This is a genomic window from Lysinibacillus sp. 2017 (assembly GCF_003073375.1).
In the GTDB taxonomy this organism is placed as follows: Bacteria; Bacillota; Bacilli; order Bacillales_A; family Planococcaceae; genus Solibacillus.
On sequence record NZ_CP029002.1, the window covers coordinates 1173840 to 1195784 of the forward strand.

At 36.6% G+C, this 21945-nt stretch carries 28 protein-coding genes; 12 read left to right on the plus strand and 16 right to left on the minus strand.

The window, feature by feature from the left end:
* Positions 1 to 108 precede the first annotated feature (108 nt).
* The 5 genes from DCE79_RS05290 to DCE79_RS05310 form a co-directional block, all read right to left on the minus strand.
* Complete coding sequence (locus DCE79_RS05290; protein ID WP_108712070.1) at positions 109 to 408, minus strand: hypothetical protein; 300 nt, start codon at positions 406 to 408, stop codon at positions 109 to 111.
* A gap of 116 nt (positions 409 to 524) precedes the next feature.
* Positions 525 to 947, minus strand: coding sequence for a hypothetical protein (locus tag DCE79_RS05295; RefSeq protein WP_108712071.1), 423 nt, complete (start codon positions 945 to 947; stop codon positions 525 to 527).
* Between the two features lie 148 nt (positions 948 to 1095).
* Positions 1096 to 2568: a flotillin lipid rafts scaffold protein FloT gene (locus DCE79_RS05300; protein ID WP_108712072.1), complete on the minus strand. Its 1473-nt coding sequence runs from the start codon at positions 2566 to 2568 to the stop codon at positions 1096 to 1098.
* Between the two features lie 20 nt (positions 2569 to 2588).
* A complete protein-coding gene (locus DCE79_RS05305; RefSeq protein WP_108712073.1) occupies positions 2589 to 3113 on the minus strand; it encodes an NfeD family membrane protein in 525 nt (174 codons plus the stop codon).
* 166 nt (positions 3114 to 3279) lie between these two features.
* Positions 3280 to 4722, minus strand: coding sequence for a bifunctional metallophosphatase/5'-nucleotidase (locus tag DCE79_RS05310; RefSeq protein WP_108712074.1), 1443 nt, complete (start codon positions 4720 to 4722; stop codon positions 3280 to 3282).
* Positions 4723 to 4878: 156 nt separating this feature from the next.
* Between DCE79_RS05310 and DCE79_RS05315 the strand changes: the two genes are divergently transcribed.
* From DCE79_RS05315 to DCE79_RS05325, 3 genes are all read left to right on the plus strand, one after another.
* Entirely contained in the window at positions 4879 to 5202 is a 324-nt protein-coding gene (locus DCE79_RS05315) for a heme oxygenase (protein ID WP_108712075.1), read from the plus strand.
* Positions 5203 to 5359: 157 nt separating this feature from the next.
* The gene (locus DCE79_RS05320) at positions 5360 to 6061 is read left to right on the plus strand and encodes an O-linked GlcNAc transferase (RefSeq protein ID WP_108712076.1); all 702 of its coding nucleotides are present in this window, start codon (positions 5360 to 5362) and stop codon (positions 6059 to 6061) included.
* 34 nt (positions 6062 to 6095) lie between these two features.
* The gene (locus DCE79_RS05325) at positions 6096 to 6530 is read left to right on the plus strand and encodes an iron ABC transporter substrate-binding protein (protein WP_108712077.1); all 435 of its coding nucleotides are present in this window, start codon (positions 6096 to 6098) and stop codon (positions 6528 to 6530) included.
* Between the two features lie 73 nt (positions 6531 to 6603).
* Here DCE79_RS05325 and DCE79_RS05330 read toward each other — a convergent pair whose 3' ends face one another.
* The 5 genes from DCE79_RS05330 to DCE79_RS05350 all read right to left on the minus strand — a co-directional run bounded on the left by DCE79_RS05330 (position 6604) and on the right by DCE79_RS05350 (position 10064).
* Positions 6604 to 7233 carry a response regulator transcription factor gene (locus DCE79_RS05330; protein ID WP_108712078.1) on the minus strand — a complete coding sequence of 210 codons (630 nt, stop codon included), beginning with the start codon at positions 7231 to 7233 and terminating at the stop codon, positions 6604 to 6606.
* The gene (locus DCE79_RS05335; RefSeq protein ID WP_108712079.1) at positions 7226 to 8251 is read right to left on the minus strand and encodes a sensor histidine kinase; all 1026 of its coding nucleotides are present in this window, start codon (positions 8249 to 8251) and stop codon (positions 7226 to 7228) included. Before DCE79_RS05335 ends, DCE79_RS05330 begins: the two co-directional genes overlap by 8 nt.
* On the minus strand, positions 8248 to 8925 hold the full coding sequence (liaF, locus tag DCE79_RS05340) for a cell wall-active antibiotics response protein LiaF (protein ID WP_108712080.1): 678 nt from the start codon (positions 8923 to 8925) through the stop codon (positions 8248 to 8250). Before liaF ends, DCE79_RS05335 begins: the two co-directional genes overlap by 4 nt.
* 70 nt (positions 8926 to 8995) lie before the next feature.
* Positions 8996 to 9622, minus strand: a complete 627-nt coding sequence (locus tag DCE79_RS05345; RefSeq protein ID WP_108712081.1) for a PspA/IM30 family protein — start codon at positions 9620 to 9622, stop codon at positions 8996 to 8998.
* Between the two features lie 97 nt (positions 9623 to 9719).
* The gene (locus DCE79_RS05350) at positions 9720 to 10064 is read right to left on the minus strand and encodes a lmo0954 family membrane protein (RefSeq protein ID WP_108712082.1); all 345 of its coding nucleotides are present in this window, start codon (positions 10062 to 10064) and stop codon (positions 9720 to 9722) included.
* A gap of 301 nt (positions 10065 to 10365) precedes the next feature.
* Between DCE79_RS05350 and DCE79_RS05355 the strand changes: the two genes are divergently transcribed.
* A complete protein-coding gene (locus tag DCE79_RS05355) occupies positions 10366 to 10587 on the plus strand; it encodes a YneF family protein (protein WP_108712083.1) in 222 nt (73 codons plus the stop codon).
* Between the two features lie 203 nt (positions 10588 to 10790).
* Entirely contained in the window at positions 10791 to 11264 is a 474-nt protein-coding gene (locus DCE79_RS05360) for an S-ribosylhomocysteine lyase (RefSeq protein ID WP_108712084.1), read from the plus strand.
* 42 nt (positions 11265 to 11306) lie between these two features.
* Here DCE79_RS05360 and DCE79_RS05365 read toward each other — a convergent pair whose 3' ends face one another.
* A complete protein-coding gene (locus tag DCE79_RS05365) occupies positions 11307 to 12266 on the minus strand; it encodes an alpha/beta hydrolase (RefSeq protein WP_108712085.1) in 960 nt (319 codons plus the stop codon).
* A 177-nt stretch (positions 12267 to 12443) separates the two neighbouring features.
* Between DCE79_RS05365 and DCE79_RS05370 the strand changes: the two genes are divergently transcribed.
* Together DCE79_RS05370 and DCE79_RS05375 are read left to right on the plus strand one after the other, a co-directional pair.
* Positions 12444 to 13625 (plus strand): acetyl-CoA C-acetyltransferase, encoded by a 1182-nt coding sequence (locus DCE79_RS05370; protein ID WP_108712086.1) that lies wholly within the window; start codon positions 12444 to 12446, stop codon positions 13623 to 13625.
* A 23-nt stretch (positions 13626 to 13648) separates the two neighbouring features.
* Positions 13649 to 13906, plus strand: a complete 258-nt coding sequence (locus tag DCE79_RS05375; RefSeq protein ID WP_108712087.1) for a YqkE family protein — start codon at positions 13649 to 13651, stop codon at positions 13904 to 13906.
* A gap of 30 nt (positions 13907 to 13936) precedes the next feature.
* Here the strand turns inward: DCE79_RS05375 and DCE79_RS05380 are convergent, their stop codons facing one another.
* On the minus strand, positions 13937 to 14419 hold the full coding sequence (locus tag DCE79_RS05380; RefSeq protein WP_108712088.1) for a VanZ family protein: 483 nt from the start codon (positions 14417 to 14419) through the stop codon (positions 13937 to 13939).
* Positions 14416 to 15306: an aldo/keto reductase gene (locus tag DCE79_RS05385; protein WP_108712089.1), complete on the minus strand. Its 891-nt coding sequence runs from the start codon at positions 15304 to 15306 to the stop codon at positions 14416 to 14418. The genes DCE79_RS05380 and DCE79_RS05385 overlap by 4 nt, the downstream gene beginning before the upstream one ends.
* 85 nt (positions 15307 to 15391) lie before the next feature.
* On the opposite strand from DCE79_RS05385, the gene DCE79_RS05390 reads away from it, so the two are divergent.
* From DCE79_RS05390 to DCE79_RS05400, 3 genes are all read left to right on the plus strand, one after another.
* On the plus strand, positions 15392 to 15931 hold the full coding sequence (locus tag DCE79_RS05390) for an NUDIX domain-containing protein (protein WP_108712090.1): 540 nt from the start codon (positions 15392 to 15394) through the stop codon (positions 15929 to 15931).
* A 59-nt stretch (positions 15932 to 15990) separates the two neighbouring features.
* The gene (locus tag DCE79_RS05395; RefSeq protein ID WP_108712091.1) at positions 15991 to 16497 is read left to right on the plus strand and encodes a hypothetical protein; all 507 of its coding nucleotides are present in this window, start codon (positions 15991 to 15993) and stop codon (positions 16495 to 16497) included.
* A gap of 64 nt (positions 16498 to 16561) precedes the next feature.
* Positions 16562 to 17035, plus strand: coding sequence for a ferric iron uptake transcriptional regulator (locus DCE79_RS05400; RefSeq protein WP_108712092.1), 474 nt, complete (start codon positions 16562 to 16564; stop codon positions 17033 to 17035).
* Between the two features lie 288 nt (positions 17036 to 17323).
* Here the strand turns inward: DCE79_RS05400 and DCE79_RS05405 are convergent, their stop codons facing one another.
* The 3 genes from DCE79_RS05405 to DCE79_RS05415 all read right to left on the minus strand — a co-directional run bounded on the left by DCE79_RS05405 (position 17324) and on the right by DCE79_RS05415 (position 19569).
* The gene (locus DCE79_RS05405) at positions 17324 to 17665 is read right to left on the minus strand and encodes a YflT domain-containing protein (RefSeq protein WP_108712093.1); all 342 of its coding nucleotides are present in this window, start codon (positions 17663 to 17665) and stop codon (positions 17324 to 17326) included.
* Positions 17666 to 17823: 158 nt separating this feature from the next.
* The gene (locus tag DCE79_RS05410; RefSeq protein WP_108712094.1) at positions 17824 to 19137 is read right to left on the minus strand and encodes a hemolysin family protein; all 1314 of its coding nucleotides are present in this window, start codon (positions 19135 to 19137) and stop codon (positions 17824 to 17826) included.
* 36 nt (positions 19138 to 19173) lie between these two features.
* Positions 19174 to 19569 carry a MerR family transcriptional regulator gene (locus DCE79_RS05415; protein ID WP_108712095.1) on the minus strand — a complete coding sequence of 132 codons (396 nt, stop codon included), beginning with the start codon at positions 19567 to 19569 and terminating at the stop codon, positions 19174 to 19176.
* A gap of 200 nt (positions 19570 to 19769) precedes the next feature.
* Here DCE79_RS05415 and xerD point away from each other — a divergent pair, with 200 nt between their 5' ends.
* Positions 19770 to 20672, plus strand: a complete 903-nt coding sequence (gene xerD / locus DCE79_RS05420) for a site-specific tyrosine recombinase XerD (protein WP_108712096.1) — start codon at positions 19770 to 19772, stop codon at positions 20670 to 20672.
* A 93-nt stretch (positions 20673 to 20765) separates the two neighbouring features.
* Positions 20766 to 21944, plus strand: coding sequence for a phosphopentomutase (gene deoB / locus DCE79_RS05425; protein ID WP_108712097.1), 1179 nt, complete (start codon positions 20766 to 20768; stop codon positions 21942 to 21944).
* The last annotated feature ends 1 nt before the right edge of the window (position 21945 follow it).

Below are 21945 nucleotides of genomic sequence, written 5' to 3' on the forward strand. Positions count from 1 at the left end.
AAAAGGATTTCGGGACAGCCCCTTTTTACTTATAACGATAAGGAATATGCAAAATTTTATGCAGTAAGTGATCAATTGCATTTGATTGTATAGCTCAAACTAAAATAATTATGGTTCGCCAATTCCCGTGGCTAATAATAAGAAAAAAGCAAAAACTAAAACCAATAAATTGGCTATTAGCCCGACTAATCCAATTAATAATTTGCTTTTGTGTTCTTGTGACATCCATAAAAAGATTATAGAAAGTATCGAAAGTAGAATGCCTATAATTGACAGAAAATTTAAAATGGTTATTATAGCGTAAATATCAGCATTTGGACCTCTTTCTATAAAGAAAAAAATAATACTAATTATCACAGGCAATATAGATAAAATCCCTAAAGTTGTGCCTACTTTACGTTTATTCAAAAGCCATCGCCTCCTTATAAAGCCGTTTCTCTATTAATTCTATGGTGTGGGTATCCTCTTTTATTACTATGCAAATCGTTACTAAATCGATATTTGGGAATGTTTAATAGTAATTTTTATTCTAAATGTAATAATTCACTTTTTGAATCAGATGTAGAAAATCCTTGTATAGTAATATCGTGTTTATTACGAGCAAAATATTGATATTCCACTTGTGGTTCATTATCAAATATGACACCAATAAAATATGGATTCGAGGATTCATAACCGTCTTCACGATGAGGCACTATTCGAAATTCCCACGTTTCCCTAGGGTATTTTTTCTCCAAATGCAGCTGTATATAACTTACTTTCTTTTCAATTTGCATATTTATCCAATATGGGCGTACGAAATAAATGATGCCAAAAGACACTAAAAGTAAAAGAGCCAACCCCTGAATCCTTTTTCTTCGTTTTCCTTTAAAAATAAAAGAAATGAATAAAAGAAAAACTAAAATTCCACTGGCTATCATTAATTGAATGATTTCTATTGGATGCAAATGAATACCCCCCTCAGTTAGTTCGTTAATTAAAGTATAACGTCCCAAAACCCTCGTTTTGTAACTTTTCTTGATGGTGAAAGCTAAAATCTCAAAAGTAAATCTCCTCATTTACGTAACGAAGTAAATGAGGAGATCTATAAATTAATTATTTTTTACTTACATATGATCCAATCAGTTCCTTTACATCAATACCTGATGATTCTTTTAACGTCTCTTGTAACGAAGACATTAGATCCGTAGCATAGGCTGTTACTTTACCAGCACCACCATTTGCGCCGCCACCTGTATCAACGACAGTAATCTTGTCGATATTCGATAATGGGCTAGCAACTTGTTTCGCATATTCTGGTAACATTTTAACAATCATATCTAATACAGCGGCTTGACCGAATTGCTCGAATGCTTCTGCAATTTTTTCTTTCGCTTCGGCTTCAGCAAGACCACGTAAACGAATAATTTCTGCTTCTGCAGTACCTTGTGCGCGTTCAGAATCGGCTTTTGCAAGACCGTCTAAACGAATACGCTCGGCTTGTGCTTGTGCTTGAGTTTCAACACGATATTTCTCTGCATCGGCTTCTGCTAATTGTTTTGACTTTTCTGCGATAGCACGTTGCTCGATGGCATAACGATCTGCATCGGCTTTTTTCTTTACTTCCGAATCATATTGTTTCTCTCGACGTAAAATTTCTTTTTCTTCTAATTCAATTTGCTTTTGGCGTTCAATGATTTTAACTTGCATTTCCTGCTCTGTTACTTCTTGTTTAGCACGAGCAGATTCTAGTTCATAAGCTTGGTCAGCGCGTGCTTTGGCGATGTCTTGCTCGCGACGGAACTCTGCTACTTTTAATTGGTTTTCTTTTTCAGCTTCCGCTATTTCAGTTGCTCGTTCAAGTTCTGCCTTTTGAGCTTCTTGAGAGGCCTGAGCACGTTTAATACGCGTTTCTTTATCCGCTTCCGCAGTCGCAATATCTGCATCACGCTTTACTTGTGCGATTCGTGGTTTACCTAGTGAATCTAAATAGCCATTTTTATCACGTACATCCTTAATCGTGAACGATACAATAACTAAGCCCATTTTCGCCAAATCTTGAGAAGCAACACGTTGAACTTCTTGTGAGAATTTATCACGGTTTTTATAAATTTCTTCCACTGTCATTGAACCAAGGATCGAACGTAAGTGACCCTCTAATACTTCACGCGCTTCAGCTTCACGTTCATGCTTTTCTTTCCCTAAAAACTGTTCTGCAGCTGTAGCAATTTCTGAAATTGAACCACCAATTTTAATGATGGCTGTTCCGTCTGCCATAACTGGAACACCTTGTTCTGTATATACTTCTGGTGTCGTTACTTCTAATTTACTAGAAAGCAAACTAAGCGGTTTTGATTGTTGGAACACAGGGAATATAAATGCACCACCACCGCGAATAATTTTAATGCGGTTTCCTGAATCGTCTGTATGTACATTTTTATTACCTAAATAACTCCCAGTGACGATTAAAGCCTCATCTGGCCCCGCTGTTTTGTACTTTGTAATATATACTGCCACTAGAGCAATTATTAAGAACACCACTACACCTATTGCAATTAATACACCTAATCCTTCTAATCCATCTAACATAAATCATTTCCTCCTTTAAATTAAAATTCTTCTTTTTCATAAATAGCTACGAATGCGGTCCCGTCTCGCATTTCTATAATTAACACTTGCGTATCATACGGGATTTCAACATGGTGGTAGCTAGCGGCTCGTTTCGAAATGATGCCATTTACGGTTTCAATGACAATCTCACCGAAACCATCAAGTGGTACTGGTACAATGACTTTGCCGACTTGGCTTTCAAGAGATTCCTCAGTATAAGCAAGTGACACTTCTGCAGAGCGCAATGGAACGAGTAAAAAATAATAAAGTAGAGCAGTAAACAAACTAGCAATTACGATTGCAATTAGTAGATTGATCAAACTCGAGAAGCTGAAGAATTTTTCCGAAAAGTAGCCAACCGCTGCAGTGAATGTTATGAATGATAAAATGACAGCAGGGTCAAAAAATGGAATACCGTCGACAGAAACATCTGCGAGATCTGAAAAAAATAAGTACAATACCGTACAGCAACCAATGATGATTAAAATGGTTAGATAAATCATTTCAAGTGAGTATCCAAACAAGTTTTCACCCCCTTTTTGTTTGTTGTACTATACTGTACGATTAAAATTACATAAAGTTTCAGAAAAAACTAAATTTTACATAAAAATTAGCATCCATAGAGTTACTGTACAAATCAAAATAAGCGTATACCATCCTATGATGGTATACGCTTTATTAATGAAATTATTACTTCACTTCAAATGTATGATGGATATCGACTGTTAGGGGACTGAATCGCTCAATATAATCCATCATCAATTGGGGTGTAAACGTTTCTGATTCGCGAAGTGCAGGTTTTGCAAACATAGGAAACTGATGTGCACCGGTCGCACGGTAACTATTAATGACGACTTCAAATCGTGTGTCTTCTTCAATGGTATGACCTTGAAAAATTAGCTTTGTCACACGATTTCCAACGGGGTTATCTAGCGTGATTTCATAGTCAATCCCACCCCATACATCATAAATATAAGGCTGTGGCTCAGGATAAAAAACATTCATGCTAAAATCGACGTCACCTATTGCATTTTTAGCGAAAACCGACGCGCTTTGTTCGAGAGCTGCACGAATTTCTGCACCAGTAAGTTCAATAACTTTTAGCCGATTTTGTCGTGGCATATTATGCAAAATATGCTCTCTTGTTATTGTTGATGGAAACCCTCCCTGCGCGTGATAGGGAAGCTCAATGACTGAAAGCTGCGCATCCGAGTAATGAAGCTGCATATCATGGAGTAGCTGTGTGTATGCTGTTGCTTGAAGACGTGGTGTAAAAAAATCATAATACGCTAATGCCGTTTTAGAATATCCAATTATTTCCGATTTCCATTCATCAAATTCAGGAAATGATTGTTGTGGAAGGGAAGAATCCACATAAACAAGGGATGGCTCATGTGATAGCTGTCCGTTTTCATATGTGACTTCTATTTCAGCAAAACAGTGTGCATTTGAGCCAGGTTGTACAATGGAAACCCCATTCATCTTCGTCGAAATTTCTAAATGCTGATGCCCCGTAATGAAAATATCGATTCCATCTATTTCAGTAAGCATGCGGTACCCCTGATTTTCACCTTCCACTAAGTCAATTTGCTGACCAGAATGAATATCACGCTCTAGGCCACCATGATAACTTAAAATAACGAGCTGAACATTTTCATTGTTACGGACATAGTCCACGGTTTTTTTTGTGCGCTCAAAGGCATCTTCAAACTGTAAAGACTTGGTCGTTTCTCCCTCATCCCAAAGCGCTGTGTAATGCGTAACCACGCCAAGAACAGCGATACGCACCCCTTGAACTTCTTTAATAAAATACGGCTGTGAAAAATTATGTATATTTGCTGCAATCCATGGAAAATCACATGCCTCACGCATCTTTTGAATCGCCCCAAGCGAATAGTTAAACTCATGATTGCCAAAAGTCGCAACATCGTAGCAAAGCGCATTTGCTAATTTTATTTGCGGATGGGTTTCGTGTTTATGATTTTCATAAAAATAGCTAAGATGACTTCCTTGAATAAAATCTCCGTTATCAATTAATAAGGCTGGTTGTCGTAATCTAATCATTTGAGCTAATTGTGAAAAGCGTTCGGTATGTCCGTGTACATCACTCGTTGCAATAATTAAAAATTTCATAATTGAACATCCTTTAAATCAAAGTTGTATATTTATAATTATTATACCTTGTTTTTGTTATGAATCGCATTTAAGAACGAATGATTGCGTAACTTTTCTGAAAGTGTTTATAATAAGACTGTTAAACATTATTTATCTAATTAGAGGAGTGTTAAAATGATTACAGTAACAAACCGTATTAAAGTGAAAAAAGGTATGGCTATGATGATGGCACCTAAATTTGCTGAGCCAGGTCCGCTACAACAATTTGAAGGATTCGAAAAGGTAGAAGTATTAGTATCAACACAATTCGAGGACTATGATGAAATGAACGTTGTGATGTATTGGGATACAAAAGAACATTTCGCAGCATGGCGTGAAAGTGATGCATTCAAAGATGCACACAAACGTCCATCGGGTGACCATGGCGCACAAGGTGAATCACCACTGTTAGGTTCAGAAATTATCATTTCAGAAGTTGCAGCAGCTATTTCAAAATAACGAAAAAGCAACTGCAGTAATTTAAGTAAATAATTATCCAAATAGAAGGCTGCCTAAAAATAATTGTTTTTTAGGCAGCCCTATTTTAATATTTTAAAATTTGTGCCTGTAATTACATAAAACGATCTAGGGTTAGGAAATTGGGGGATTCTGAGATATGTCAAACATAGAACAACTTTTTTATAATGGTCAATTTTTATTAAGTTATGAGGAAGCAAAATTACAGGTAAATCATGAAAATGGTCAAATTGCAGAATCGTTTATTCAGTTATATTCAAAATATAATTATGAAAATTTCCCCAAAGTAACTAAGTTATTGGCTCAAAGTGTTGAGCGCGCGGATGAAACCTATGAAGAATTTGATGAAGTAGCGCAAATCCGTATGATTAAAGAAGAAAGTCAATTTGCTCAAGTAATTAAACAACTAGAACACGATGCACTTAATGCGGATGATGAAAGAAAAGCGCAATCCTTTTATGTGCAAGGTCATTTGTTTTTAATGGCGCATCATTACGATGAAAGTATTCACTGTTTCATGCAGGCGGTAAAGCATAACCCAAATAAGGCCCTTTATTACGGAAGCTGTGGACAAACGATGAATCGCTTTAATTGGTCGCCATTTGATGTCTTACCCTATATTGAACGCGCGATTGAACTAGATGGTCAAAATGCACGTTGGTATTGGAATAAAGTCCTTGTATTAACGCAGCTTTATAAAGATTTGCAGGAGGAAGCATTTTTAGAAAATGCACTCATCGCACTTGAAAAAGCAACAGAACTTTGTCGTGAAGATCAATTATCTTTACGTAATGGAATCGATTCAACCTTAGAAAATATGAAGGAATATTTATTTAATTAAGCATGATTTAGGAACTTGTTTGGGGGATAAGAAAGTGAGAAAACCGTTTTCTTGGAAAAGCGTTTCTGTTTATTTAACGATTATTTTATTTTTAGTATTAATTATTCAATTTAGTAATTCGAATGAGCGTGGAGATAGGGAAGCAGACTATTTATCATCGATTGAAGCGTCTTTTGAGGATTTGCTGAAGTTTCAAAAGCTAGTTATTGACGGTGAAGTAGTTGTAGATGCCAATAAAGAAGTATTGAAGATGTCTGAAAAGAACCTTCAGTCACAGCTAGGTACGTTTATTGATTTTTTCGGTAATCAATCAGAGGATGATAGGAGCTTGTTTGATTATTACACAACAATTAACAAGCATTTAAAGGAATTTTACAATGCAAAAACAGTTGAAGAACAAAAGCAAGCTTATGATAAACTCGTGAAATTAAAACCAGACTTTGTGGCGTTTTTACAAGAGATAAAATAAGAGAACTATACAAATATTAAGGGCAGCTAAGCTTAAAATTAGCTGTCCTTTTGTGTTTAATGAATCTCATTAATTATTTCACTAACCCATTTTTAAATGCATAAACAACGGCTTGTGTACGATCCTGTACTTCGAGTTTACTTAAAATGTTGCTGACATGTGTTTTGACTGTTTTTAAGGCAATAAATAACTCCTCGGCAATTTCTTGATTGGCTAAGCCACGTGCCATACAAAATAATACTTCCAGCTCACGTTCGGTTAATTGGTCATGCAAAGCAGCAGAAATACCACGCATCCGCGCCATTACTTTTGTCGTTGCTTCAGGTTCAAGAACGGTTTCACCCGTCATTGTTTTACGGATGGCATCTGCAATTTGACGTGCATTCGATGTTTTTAATATATAACTAATCGCTCCTGCTTCAAGGGCCGGGTAAAGCTTATCATCGTCAATAAAACTTGTGACCATCATCACTTTTGCTTGTGGCCATTGTGTTATAATTTCAGCTGTTGCTTCGGCACCTGTTTTAATGGGCATGACATTATCCATCAATACAAGATCAGGGCGTAATTCGAGCACTTTTTCAATAGCTTCTTGACCATTTGCAGCTTCTCCGATCACTTCAATATCGGGTTGCGCAGACAAATAAGCTGAAACCCCAATGCGCACCATTTCATGATCATCTGCAATAACTACTTTAATCATTCAGAGGTTCCTCCTTTATTAATGGCACTTTTACTTCAACAAGTGTTCCTTCATCAGGTACGGAAATTATTTTTACCGTACAGCCAATTTCCACAGCACGTTCCGCAATATTTCGTAAGCCGTACGAGGTTGTTTTATCACCTTCGACATCAAAGCCTAACCCATTATCTTGGATGCGCAAAATAGCTAATTGGTCTCGTGCGATAAACAGTAGCTCCACTTCAGATGCTTTTGCGTGTCGTAGCGTATTGGATAAGGCTTCTTGGGCAATACGGAATAAATGATCTTCTTCGGCTTTAGTAAGAGCAATTTCTTCTATTTGATAATCGATGTTAAAGTATACTTTTTCCTGCAATTCTAAAATTAAATCTTCTAATCCCTCAGCTAAACTTTTATTATGAAGGGCGACAGGGCGCAAGTGTAATAATAAAGCACGCATCTCAAGCTGTGCTTGTTGGACAATTTTTTCAACTTGGCCAAGCTGCTTTTGGGCCTTTTCGTTTTCCTCTTGTTCTGTCAGTGCGGATAAAAGCATCGAAGCCGCGAACAGTTGTTGTGACACGGAATCATGTAATTCACGTGCTAAGCGTTGACGCTCTGCAAGTAAACGTTCTTGGACAATTGCATCATTTGTCTCAACTTTTTCATGCGATAAACGTTGTAAGGATGTCCGTTGTGTTTCAATGAGTTCATTGGCATCACGTAGCGCTTTTTTAAGTGAGCCACTCGTTTTCTTTAAACTTTTTGCAAAGTCGGGCTCTGCAATTTTTTTCACATAGCGCGTCGTATTGTTTTCTCTTATTTTCACAACAATACTCATCCAAAGTGCGATACAAAAGCTCATGGAAAAGGCAACAATAGCAATGATGCCGATGATAGGAAGTTCATAAGTAGTGTTTTTCCATAAAAACGACCATGTTTCTTCAGTCGGTTGTCCAATCGTGAAGATTAATACATTCATCGCAAAGGCAACAAATAGAAAGAGTAATAGGAAAAAACGTCCGATAAATGCGATCATCCTCGCTGCACCTCCACATCGCCAATCCACGTCGTCACATAAAGCGTCAATGTACGTTTTGCATCTTTTTCGCCATCTTCAAACTGTAATTGTTCATTTATACATTGTTTCGGCGCATAATCTAAGCAAGTTGCTTCACCATAAAGTGTGGAATAATGCAATTCGATTGTGACTTCATAAGGAACAATAATTCGAACTTTTCCTAATGATTGCCCAATAACAATGACAGATTTCCCTTGAGGTAAAATCGTTTGTGTCGTATCAATCGTAATATCCCCGACAAAGCGTTGAATTTGTAAATCGCGCCATTTATAAGCTTCTGTTGCAGCAACAGTTGTGCCAAATAATTGATTTTGTTCGGATGCTGCAGGAGCTAAATGATTTTTGATTTCAATGATGTCTTCTTTTTTTGCTAAGTATTTATAAAGGGTAAAAATGAGTAGACCCATAATAAGTAGACGAAGTGTCCATAAACTAATGATCGCAAAAAATAAAAGTATAAGACCAGTCCATAGTAAAAAACGTTTTTTTCTTTTAAAGCTAAGAAAGAGTAGTAACACCCCAACAATTAATAAGAAAACCGTGCCATTATTAAAAAGCGTCAATTCGATTAATACAACTAAGGCCATACTAATAATAACAATGGCGAACTGATCCGATGTAATTTTAGGCATTTTTTATCCCTCCATTGAAACGAACAAAATGGAGAAAGCAATTTTGCTTCCTCCTTCTTGCAGTATATCATTATTTAGGCTGTTCAATTAATTTTTGTTCTTTCTCAAGCTGTGCTAGTCGTGCCTCGAATGTCGTTACTTCGTATTTGTGATCAATGTTTTGTGCTAAATCATCAATGTAAGTTGATAACTCATCAAAATTATCCTCTTTGTTTGTTGTTAACACTTTATCCATTTGATGATGAGCACGAACGACATTTTCCTTGCCCATTAACTGCAATTGACGCACCTTCATATCTTTAATTTTATGCTTCATCGTTTCAAACTTGCGTTCAAGTGCAAAATATTCTTGATTTGCTGCATCGATGCTTGTAAGTAACGCTTGTTTTCGTGATGTATAAGCCGTGACTTCATCTTGGGCAAAAGCAATTAGCTCTGCTTCTTCAGTTGCTTTTGCTAAAATAAGTTGTTTTTCACGTTTTTTAAGCATATCCATTGTTTGAGCTAATTGTTGCTCTAGTTCATTTTTTAGCTGTGCTTGACGAGCAAGTAATTTACCTGTTGCTTCCGTTTGCTTTTCTGCTTCACGAATGTACTGATTTAACATGGAAATTGGATTTTTTTCTACCTTCTTATCAAATAATTCATGTAAATCTGCTTGAATTGAATACTTAAATTTTGTTAGTATGTTTTTCATTTTTAAACCGCTCCTTATTTGATCGATAAGAAAGTTAGCTTTCTTTCGACATAATTATGGACATCATGTTGCACTACTTGCTGCAACTTGTGTCATTCTAACTTAATTTTGACCATTCACGTTCAAAGTTTGTGAAGGGGTCTTCTTCTTTAGCTGAAAAAATTTCAAGTTTTTCATTTTTACGTGTTTTGAAAATGTAGTATAAAACACCGACTGCCACTAATCCGATAAAGCCAGGAACATTTGATAATGCACTTACTAAACCGGCAAGTGCTACGACGATACTCATAACCTTCCCGAAAATGGATGTACTTTTTGTATAATAATGTAAACCCGCGGCTACTAGTAAGCCTGACACTAAAAGGCCAGCGACTGGTAATAATAAAACTAATGCAATCATTGCTGCGACGAAACCGGCTGAATATAAGAAAAATTTCTTCATTGTGTTTATTCCTCCTCGTATTTGATACCTTAATGTTATATTGGATTCGAATTTAGCATAACGACCTATCACTGTATTTTCGTCTAAGTCTAGAGGCTGAGATCAACTCAGACTAAATGATTTTAATTGAAGTTTATGTTCTAAAAGTAAACATTTTTGAGGAAATCTATATCAGAAAAGACATTAACTCGCCCTATTTTTCGCAAGTTGTGTTTTTCTAATAGAAACACCTATCTTTTTAGTGTATAATCCTTCATGGAGAGTTTATCTCGGTACATAGTAGTGGAGGAGGTTGGACAGTATGCAAACATGGATTTGGATTCTTATCGTAATCGTAGCTCTTATCGGGGGCGTGGCAATTGGTTTCTACGCAGCTCGTCAATATATGATGAAGTATTTAAAAGAAAATCCACCAATTAACGAACAAATGATTCGTGTAATGATGGCGCAAATGGGACGCAAACCATCTGAAAAACAAGTACGTCAAATGATGTCTCAAATGAACAAGTTCCAAGATAAATAATAAAATGTAAGCTACCTTCATTATTTTGAGGGTAGTTTTTGTTTGTGGATAAGAAAATATAAGTTTTAAAGGAAATCTAACTCGCTTTATTGTGCGCTTAATTATCCGAGTGCTGAACTATTTTCTTTTAAATCTGAATATTCTATTGATTTAAAAAACTTAGTAGTCTACTCTTAAATGAAGAAAAAGTTGGAGGGACGAAAATGACAGTAGAAAAAACAAATGTCGAAAGCTTTGATTTAGATCATACGAAAGTCGTGGCACCCTATGTACGCTTAGCGGGAACGAAGGCTGGAACAAAAGGGGATATTGTGACGAAATACGATATCCGTTTTAAACAGCCAAATAAGGAACATATGGAAATGCCAGCACTACACTCGTTAGAGCACTTAATGGCAGATCGTATCCGTAATCATTCAGATGCAGTCGTGGATCTTTCGCCAATGGGTTGTCAAACGGGTTTTTACGTATCCTTTATCAATTATGATGATTATAAAGGAATTTTAGAGATTTTAGAAAAGACAGCACAAGATGTTTTAGTAGCAACCTCTGTACCAGCCTGTAATGAAGTTCAATGTGGTTGGGCAGCGAGTCATAGTTTAGAAGGGGCTCAAGCATTAGCAAAGGAATTTTTGGAAAAACGCGCAGAATGGCCAATCATTTTTAATGAAGAATAACAAAAAGGATGAGCGTCCAAATAGGGATGCTCATCCTTTTCGTTATTCAATTGTTTCTGTTAGTGGGCGTGTATTTTCGTTATGATACTGCGGCACATAGTCATGTAAAAATTTTGCTACCGCTTGTTCATATTCAAGTGGAGACTCATTGAATGATTTTGCATGTTCACCTTTTTCGAAAAGCTTTAACATTTTGTCGCCAAGTTTTGCTTCGTATAACTTTCTCGACATGTCTGCTGGAATAAAGGTATCTGGCTCACTATGAATGAATAGTACAGGTTGCTCAATATTTGTTACAGCTTTCAAAGGGTCGACTTCAGATAATGAATAGCCATCACGCAGTTTCAAAAATAGGTTTGCAAAGGAAATTGAATATTTTGGAGAAACGGGTAAAGAATCTTTGAAAATTATTTGCAACAGTTCAGGGAAATTTGAAAACGCACAATCTGAAACATAGAAGTTTGCCCGATTTTCTAATGTACCCGCGTACAAAATAGTTGTTGCGGCGCCCATTGATTCGCCGTGAATGCCAAGTAGAGCGTCTTCTCCAATTTTTTCGCGTACCGCTTGCACCATTGCTTGTAAATCTAATTTTTCATAATGGCCATAGCTAGTTGTTTTTCCTTCCGATTCCCCATGTCTGCGATGATCATAGACGATCGCATTAAAACCAAGATGCTCAAACATGCGTGCATATTTCATCGAATTTATTTTATTTTCGGTTACACCATGACAGATAATGACCGTATTTGTCGTTTCTAATGGTTTTAAAAAGACCCCTTTAACCGCATAACCATTAGGGGAAGTGATTGTGAGCAATTCTTTCGGACAGCTTTCATACCAAACCTCGTCAAAGCGATTTGCTTGTTGTTCACGCTCGTAAATGAATTCATCATCCTTCTTCTTAATATACATAATTCGATTTGTCACAAGATAGCCTGTAACGGCTGTAGCAATTGCTGTTGTGGCAAGACCTGAAGCGAGTACATATTTTTTCTTCATAGCTGCACCTCACTGCTGTTTTTTACTATTATTTCTTTTTCAGAAAAATAAATCAACTAATTCACTTCACTGCTAAATATATCTATAAAAAGGAATGGATGTTTGATAAAATGACAACTAGAGTAATGCGAGATTATTCTAAACACAAAGGCGAAGGATAGAAATAGGGGGATACTTATGACACAAGAAGTCGTAATCGTAAGTGCTGTACGTACTGCGATTGGTTCATTTCAAGGAACATTAAAGGATATTCCAGCAGCAACATTAGGGAGTATTGTTATAAAAGAAGCGTTACAAAGAATAGACTTAGATGCAGCATTGGTTGACGAAGTCATTATGGGCAATGTATTAGCGGCTGGCTCGGGGCAAAATCCAGCGAGACAAGCGAGTATTCAAGCAGGGATTCCACATGCAGTGCCTGCGATGACCATTAATAAAGTATGTGGGTCGGGTTTAAAGGCCGTTCATTTGGCGATGCAAGCAATTGTAGCAGGGGATGCTGATATTGTCGTTGCAGGCGGCTTTGAAAATATGAGTCAAGCACCATACGTTTTACAAAATGCGCGTGAAGGTTTCCGCATGGGCGATCAAAAATTAGTGGATACGATGATTAAAGATGGCTTATGGTGTGCATTTAATGATTATCATATGGGGATTACAGCAGAAAATTTATGTGATCAGTATAATATTCAACGTGAAGAACAAGATGCTTTTTCAGCACGTTCACAAGCTCGAGCTAGCGCGGCAATTGAAGCAGGGAAGTTTGTTGCTGAAATCGTACCAGTTGAAATTCCGCAGCGTAAAGGGGAGCCGATTATTTTCGCACAAGATGAGTATGTGAAAAAGGGATCAACTGCTGAAAAATTAGCTGGGTTACGCCCGGCATTTAAAAAAGAAGGATCCGTAACAGCGGGTAATGCATCTGGTATTAATGACGGAGCAGCAGCTGTTGTTGTCATGTCAAAGCAACGTGCCTTTGAATTAGGCTTAACACCTATGGCTACAATTGTGGCTAATGCAAGTGCTGGCGTTGATCCAGCGGTTATGGGAATTGGCCCAGTTCAAGCTGTTAAAAAGGCATTATCGAAAGCAAATTTAACTTTAGAGCAAATGGATTTAGTCGAGGCAAACGAAGCTTTTGCTGCGCAAGCAATAGCTGTTGATCGCGAATTAGCCTTCAATCATGATAAACTAAATGTAAATGGCGGAGCGATTGCACTAGGTCACCCAATTGGTGCTAGTGGTACGCGAATTTTAGTGTCACTTCTTCATGAAATGCAAAAGCAGGACGCACAATATGGTCTGGCTACACTTTGTATCGGAGGCGGACAAGGGGTCGCGACAATCGTTCAACGCTAATATTAATAGAAGGTGAACAAAAAATGGCAAGAAAAAAACAGCAACAACGTAACACAAATGAATTTGATCTACCGAAGGAAAAAGCAGCGACACTCGCAGACCAATTAGGTGGCGATGTATTAGCAAAACTAAAAGCAGCTAAGAAAGAAATGGTTGCAGAAGAAACGGCAAAAGAAGAAGAGCGTATTGCAAAAGCGGCATTTGATAAAAAACAACGCGAAAAAAATATGAGCTTTGAAGAGCTGTTAGACCAATTCGGTAATAATGGTTCGAAGTTTTAATTCAAGACAAAAGGCTGAGCAGTTAGATGCTCAGCCTTTTGTCTTGAAGAAATAGCGAATGAATTGTATGAACTTCACGATGATTAATAACGTAATAGCACCATATGCATCAATAATGACATCATCAACAATACCAGTTCGGCCTGGAATCATGCTTTGACGATATTCATCTAGGCTAGCGATGATGACAATTGTAAAAATAGCTAGTAGTACAGGCACGCGCCATGACAATTTTCGATAAAACCAATAAAAAATAACCGCTAATAGACCATAGCCGAAAAAATGCGTCGCCTTACGTACTAAAAACTCAATAAAATAAAAATAGCCTCTCGATTCAACGGAAATAATCGTTCCCCAATAATGGATTTCAAATTGACTTAACCAATTTTCAAATGGTTTGTCTTGTAAAATATTTTTTAATGTAGGGATAATTGTTTGTTGCTCATAGCTCATATTTGAAGCGAATGCGACGATGACTATTCCGCATAGAACGATAAAAAATGTTTTTTTCATCGATGATCTGTATAACGGTCTTGCTTCGTCCAATTTAAAATAACTGAAACATCGTCAAATGATTGTGCTTTTTTATAAGCTTGCAGTGTTTGATTTAGTTGTTCGACATTTCTTGCACCAATAACCGTTGAAGCGACCGCGTCATAGTGTAAGTTGAATGCAAGTGCTGCTGCATGTACGTCTCCAAATTGCTGTTCAATTTTAAGTAAAATTTCTTTTGCTTCTGATTGCTCGTAGCTCATAAAGCCTTTTATACGCTCACGCCATTCATTAGATAGTAAACCTTTCGCAAGCGAGCCTCTTGTTACAACAGATGCACCACTCGATTTAATTTGCTCGAAAAATTCACAGGCACGTTCATCGAAAATATTAAATTGCATCATATTACTTACTGCATGGCTATTGTTTAAAAATGGAACGAATACATTTGGGCGAATCGAAGAAATCCCGTATTCACGAATCAATCCTTCTTTTTTCAATCCTTCAAATGTATCAATGATTTCCTCCCAATTATCTTCTGTTGTACCACCGTGTAATTGATAGACATCTAAATAATCGGTTTGTAAGCGGCTTAGGCTATCACGAACAGCTTGCTCAATATATGCCTTTGATGTGTCCCAACTCCAACCATCTTTTCCTTCATACCAACGATTGCCGACTTTTGAAGCTAGAATAAGGTTGTGGCGATGTTCCTTTAATGCGGCGCCTACTACTTGTTCATTGACACCACGATCATATAAGTCTGCAGTATCATAATAATTGATTCCTGCATCGATTGCGGCCGCAATGACTTGCTTTGCCTCGGTTTCGATTGGAGGTAGTGACATACAGCCTAAGCTGATTTCTGAGATTTGTAATGTGCTTTGTCCTAAAGTTCGTTTTTGCATTATCAGTTCCTCCATCGTTCAATATGTAGAAAAGTACTTAATAATGGTACAATGAAAACAGCAAAAAGGACAGTGGAGGTTACATATGAAGAAATTTGAAGAAAAAACAATCCATTCAGAAAAAATATTCGACGGGAAAGTCATTTCTTTAAAAGTAGATGATGTCACTTTACCAAATGGCCAAACGAGCAAACGGGAAATTATTAATCACCCTGGTGCGGTAGCAATTATTGCAATTACGGATAACGGGAAATTTTTAGTCGTTGAACAATATCGAAAAGCATTAGAGCGTTCAATTATTGAAATTCCAGCGGGTAAGATGGAAAAGGGTGAAAAACCGATTATTACTGCTCGTCGTGAACTCGAAGAAGAAACAGGCTACACAACGGATTCGCTTGAACTGGTACAAGTATTTGCTACTTCTCCTGGTTTTGCAGATGAAGTTATTCATGTATTTGTTGCCCGTAACTTAAAGAAACTTGAAGTTCCTGTAGCGATGGATGAGGATGAATTTGTTGAACTAATGGAAGTTTCAGTGGAAGAGGCTGAAGCGATGATTGCCGATGAACGTATTTATGATGCAAAAACTGCATTTGCTGTATTATGGATGAAAATGAATCTATAAAATTTAACGCATAAGGACAAATCCTCGGCATAAGTTGTATGGACAAGGGGGAGTCCGAATTGCGAAAAACGATAGTAATTCAATATACGTCGATGATTGTTCTATGTTTTATTTGCGGTGTAGCTTGTTATCAATTATTTCAAATTGATCAAGTGATGCAAATTTTAGAAATTGGGGACCGCAGACTACTAACGATGGACAAGCCATCTTTATTATGGAGTGTAGTTCCTTTCATTGGTGCACTATCTGTTGTATTATTTTTCTCGACGCACAAATATTTAACGATTATTGCGCCGATTTTTATTGCTATTAAAGTAACTTTTTTCGGCTTTAGCTCGGTATTTTTACTTGTCCACCATCAGTCCGTGAAACTCTATGCAATTTGGTGGTTTCCTTTTCAGCTTAGTTATTGTATTTTGCTATTAGCACTCTACGCAGGCTCCAAAAAACCTGTTGGACGAGCAATGAGAGATTCATCGCCGAAAAAAAGAGTATTGTTAGTAATCATATTGTTGATTTTCTTATTTAGTTTAGAAAATTTCGCAATATCTTACCTATTTAAATAAATCATTGTCTTGTAATGAGATTTACTCATTTGGTATAATAGAATGAGTTTAGGAGGCGTCACATATGGAGAGCCGTATTGATCGAATTAAAAAGCAACTGCATAGTGCGAGCTATAAGCTGACGCCACAGCGAGAAGCAACAGTAGCGGTGTTACTTGAGCATGAAGAAGATCATTTAAGTGCAGAAGATGTTTACTTATTAGTAAAAGAAAAGGCACCAGAGATCGGACTTGCGACAGTATATCGTACATTAGAGCTTCTAACAGAGCTAAAAGTCGTTGATAAAATTAATTTTGGTGACGGCGTATCTCGTTACGATTTACGTCAAGAAGGTGCTAAGCATTTCCACCATCATTTAGTTTGTATCGAATGTGGCGCAGTAGATGAAATTCAAGAAGACTTATTAGAAGATGTAGAAGCAATCGTGGAAAAACGTTGGAACTTTATAATTAAAGACCATCGATTAACTTTCCATGGCATTTGTTGGCGTTGTCATGATGGATTAAATCAAGAGAACTCTGAAGATAATAATGCCTAAGCTACCAAAACTCAATTTAGACGGTAAACGTTATTTATTGAAGTTTTTAAATGAGGATTCCTATAAAAATTAAATGTTATCCACAAAAAAAGGGGCAGCTGTGGGGCTGCTTCTTTTTTGCGTTTATGAATAAATTTTGTAAATGAATACATTTGATAAGGCGCATTTGTATTTTGATGACACCTATGCGACTAAGATGGAATCTGAATTGGGATATTTACAAGATTATTATGTGCAGAATAAAGGCTACCTATTAAGTTATTAACTTTTTAGGTAGCCTTTCCTCATTTAAAATTCTTCAGTTGGACGATGAGCAATAATTACGAGCTTACCTTCATCAAGCGCATTTTTTGCAAGAGATTGCTCAGATGCATCTAATCCAAGGACACTTAACTGATTCACAAAATCTTCAGGTGATGGTTGGAAAAAGTTTTTAATACTTTCGAAAAATCCTTTCGATTCATTAGAAGTTTCTGCTGTTGCCCCTGCGTCAACATCAAAAAAATTCGCAATACCTTCAGCACGCTTATTGCTATTGGCAAATACATGAATATGATCTTTTATATAACCTTCTGAAATAAAGTTTTCAATAACCGATTTTGCTTGTACACTGTTTTCTACTGTATGAATATTGCCAAATTAATACACTCCCTTAATTTAGAATTAGTGAAACAATTCCCTAATTCCAAAATGAGTAAACATCAATTTATAAAAATGTTGGATAAAAAACGCGCCGTTTTCATTTAGTTTGAAACGGCGCGTCAAATAAGTATTAATTTTCTACTGCTTCAGAGAGAGGGTTGTTGGAGCTTTTTAATATCTAAATACTGAATTTGATGGCCATCAATTTCATGAAGTTTAAATTCATAGCCTTCGTAAAAATAGGAATCTTCAATATTTAAATCTGGCATATTGGTATAGTACCAACCACCGATTGTATCAACATTTGAATCTTCTATATCTAAGTATAATAGTTTTGCAACATCATCTAATAAAGCTTTTGAATAAATTAAATAATGATCTTCACCAATTTTGCGAATTTCAGGAATTTCATCATCATCGAATTCATCACGAATTTCTCCAACAAGCTCTTCTAAAATATCCTCAACCGTGACCATACCACTCGTACCACCATATTCATCTAAAAGAATCGCAATGTGAATACGTTTCTTTTGCATAATTTGAAGTAAATTATGGATAGGTGTTGTTTCAATTGTAAGAATTACAGGATTTATGAAGTCTTTTAATTTAAAAGTTTCAGGATTAATTCGATTGTTTATCCCTAATGTTAAAAAGTCTTTAATATTTAAAAAACCTAAAATATTATCGCGGTCACCATCGTATACAGGGTAACGTGTATAGCGCACTTCAGAAATAAGTGTTAATACTTCTTCAAACGACACGGATGCATCGAACCCCACAATATCCGTACGTGGAACCATAATTTCTCGTGCAATTTTATCGTCAAATTCAAATACGTTGTTTACATATTTTAATTCATTCATATTAATCTCGCCCGATTTATAACTTTCTGAAAGAAGCAAACGCAATTCTTCTTCTGTATGTGATAATTCATGTTCACTTGCAGGCTGAACACCAACGCTTTTTAATAAAAGTCGAGCAGATCCATTTAATAACCAAATGAGCGGGAACATCACTTTATAGAAAAATTGAATTGGTTTTGCAAAAACTAAAGTAATGGCTTCGGCTTTTTGAATGGCAATCGTTTTTGGTGCAAGTTCACCCACGACAACGTGGAAAAATGTCGCTAAGAAAAACGCGCCGCCAATCGTAAACCAGTGAATATAATCTATTGGAATCCCGATAGTTTCAAAGAGAGGATGGAGGATAAATTCAAAAGTGGATTCACCCACCATACCAATTCCCAGCGCCGTTACGGTAATCCCTAATTGACAGGCAGATAAATATTCATCTAAATGCGTTGTTACGTTTTTAGCTGCAAGTGCACCTGACTTGCCTTCAGATACAAGTTGATCGATACGAGATTGACGTACCTTGACGATAGCAAATTCAGTTGCTACGAAGAAAGCTGTAAAGATAAGTAATACCACGAAAATGGTTAAGTTAATTATTGTGGTCAATCATGCGTTCTACTCACGAAGTAGAACGTTCACCTCCTAGTGATTTAAAATAAGTAATAGGGATTGCATTAGTGCCACACTTTCTGGGGACACTCTTTTACGTAATTTCTGTTTTTCATCTTCATCTAAATGTTCCATTAATACATTGACATCATGCTCGAGCTTGCGCATTTGTAAGCGAATGAGTTGAACATCGATTTCTTCATGAATTTCTTCTGTTGGCGTTAGCATGACTTGAATTTCATCTAAACATTTACCTTGTGTTTTTTGTTCTTCAATCCAATATATTCGCTTAATCATTGCTTTATCATAATAACGATAATTCGATGTGGAACGTTCAACCGTAAGAAGTCCACGGTTTGTATAATAATCAATCGTTCGTTTTGTTACACCCGTTGCACTAGCGAGCTCTCCAATTTTTAATTTATCGATCCCAAATTATCACCCCAAACTGTCACGTTATAGTTTGAAGCATAACGTATAACCTGTATTTTGTAAATTATTTGCACCAATAAAAATTACTGAAATTAATATATTGGCAAAATAAATGGCTGTAAGATTCGTATAAAAAGTAACGCCCATTTAAAAGGAATGGTAAAATGTTGTTATCGATAGTAAGAGGAGCGATTGTTATGCAGTCTTTAAAAGATCCGATTGAAGATTATCTCCATTTTATAAAAGTAGAACGCCAGCTTTCGGAAAATACGTTGCTTTCTTATAAAAGAGATTTAGTAGCTTATGCACGTCATTTACATAATGAGCAAAAAATTTCGACCTTCAATGAAGTCGTACGAGAAAATATTTTATTATTTCTAGAAAGTTTACGCGCGGTGGGCAAATCATCGAAAACGATATCGCGTCAAATTTCTTCAATTCGTTCATTTCATCAATTTTTATTGCGAGAAAAAGTAACAGAGAAAGACCCAACTGTTCATATTGAAATGCCAAAAAAGGAACAAACATTACCAAAAGTTTTATCTGTTGAAGATATCGATTCCCTTATTTCTGCACCATCTACAGAAAAGCCTCAAGGAATTCGTGATATTGCGATTTTAGAAGTGATGTACGGTTCAGGAATGCGTATTAGTGAATTGATTTCATTAAATTTAGAGGATATTCATATTACGATGGGATTTGTACGTGTATTCGGGAAAGGTGGAAAAGAACGCATTATTCCACTTGGACGAGGTGCACTTAATGCTTGTCAAAATTATTTAGCTGAAGCACGACCTCAATTGTTAGGGAGTGCACCTAAGAATGATGCGTTTTTTATTACCCAAAGAGGGAAACGATTCACTAGACAGGGCTGCTGGAAACTAATTAAAGAACATGCACAGACGGCAGGGATTCAGAAAGAAATTACGCCGCACGTTTTACGCCATTCTTTTGCGACTCATTTGATCGAAAATGGCGCTGATTTACGTGCTGTACAGGAATTGTTAGGGCATGCAGACATTTCAACCACACAAATTTATACGCATGTGAGTAAAACACGTTTATCAGAAGTGTACAAACAGTTTCATCCGCGTGCTTAATATTCGAAATAATTATTGAAATCGGATGTCTGACCTTTATTTGTTGGGATTTTTTATGTAAAATAGAGACGAAGAAAAAGGAGTGGAGCAAAAATGCAACCGTTTAAAAAAATTCATGTGATCGTAATGGATTCTGTTGGAATTGGTGAAGCACCTGATGCAGCCAAATTTGGTGATGAAGGTTCTCATACATTAGGTCATATTGCTGAAAAAATGAATGGCTTAACAATGCCTACCATGGAAGGCTTAGGGCTATCAAATATTCGTAAATTACAAGGAATCGAAGCAGCTGAACAACCAAAAGCATTTTACGGTATGATGCAAGAAGCGTCTGTAGGGAAAGATACAATGACAGGCCACTGGGAAATCATGGGCTTAAACATTGATAAACCATTTAAAGTTTACCCAGAAGGCTTCCCACAAGAATTAATTTCAAAATTAGAAGAAGCAACTGGTCGTAAAGTGTTATGTAATTTACCATACAGTGGTACAGAAGTTATTGATGATTACGGTAAAGAGCATATGGAAACTGGCGCTATTATCGTTTATACATCGGCAGACCCAGTATTACAAATTGCTGCTCATGAAGAAGTTATTCCATTAGAGGAATTATATAAAATTTGTGAAATTGCTCGTGAATTAACATTAGATCCTGAATTTTTAGTAGGTCGTGTTATTGCGCGTCCATTCGTTGGCAAACCAGGAAACTTTACACGTACATCAAATCGTCATGATTATGCATTAACTCCATTTGGCCGTACAACAATGGCTGAAATGAAAGATGCTGGTTTAGATGTCATTGCAATCGGTAAAATTTCTGATATCTTCAATGGTGATGGCGTAACAGAATCAATTCGTACAAAAAATAACACTGATGGCATGGATAAAATGTCAGAAGTTGTTCGTCGTGATTTCCACGGTTTAAGCTTCTTAAATTTAGTTGACTTTGATGCGAACTTTGGTCACCGTCGTGATCCAATTGGTTACGGAGAAGCATTAGAAGAATTCGACCGTCGTTTACCGGAAGTTTTGGAAGCGTTAACAGAAGAAGATTTATTAATGATTACGGCAGACCACGGTAATGATCCGACATTCCCTGGTACAGACCATACACGTGAATATGTTCCATTAATCGTATACTCACCTCGCTTTAAAACAGGGGCACAGTTACCATTACGTGAAACATTTGCGGACATTGCAGCTACAGTTGCAGAAAACTTTAAGATTGAAGCTCCGCAGTTTGGTAAAAGCTTCTTAAATAACTTGAAATAAG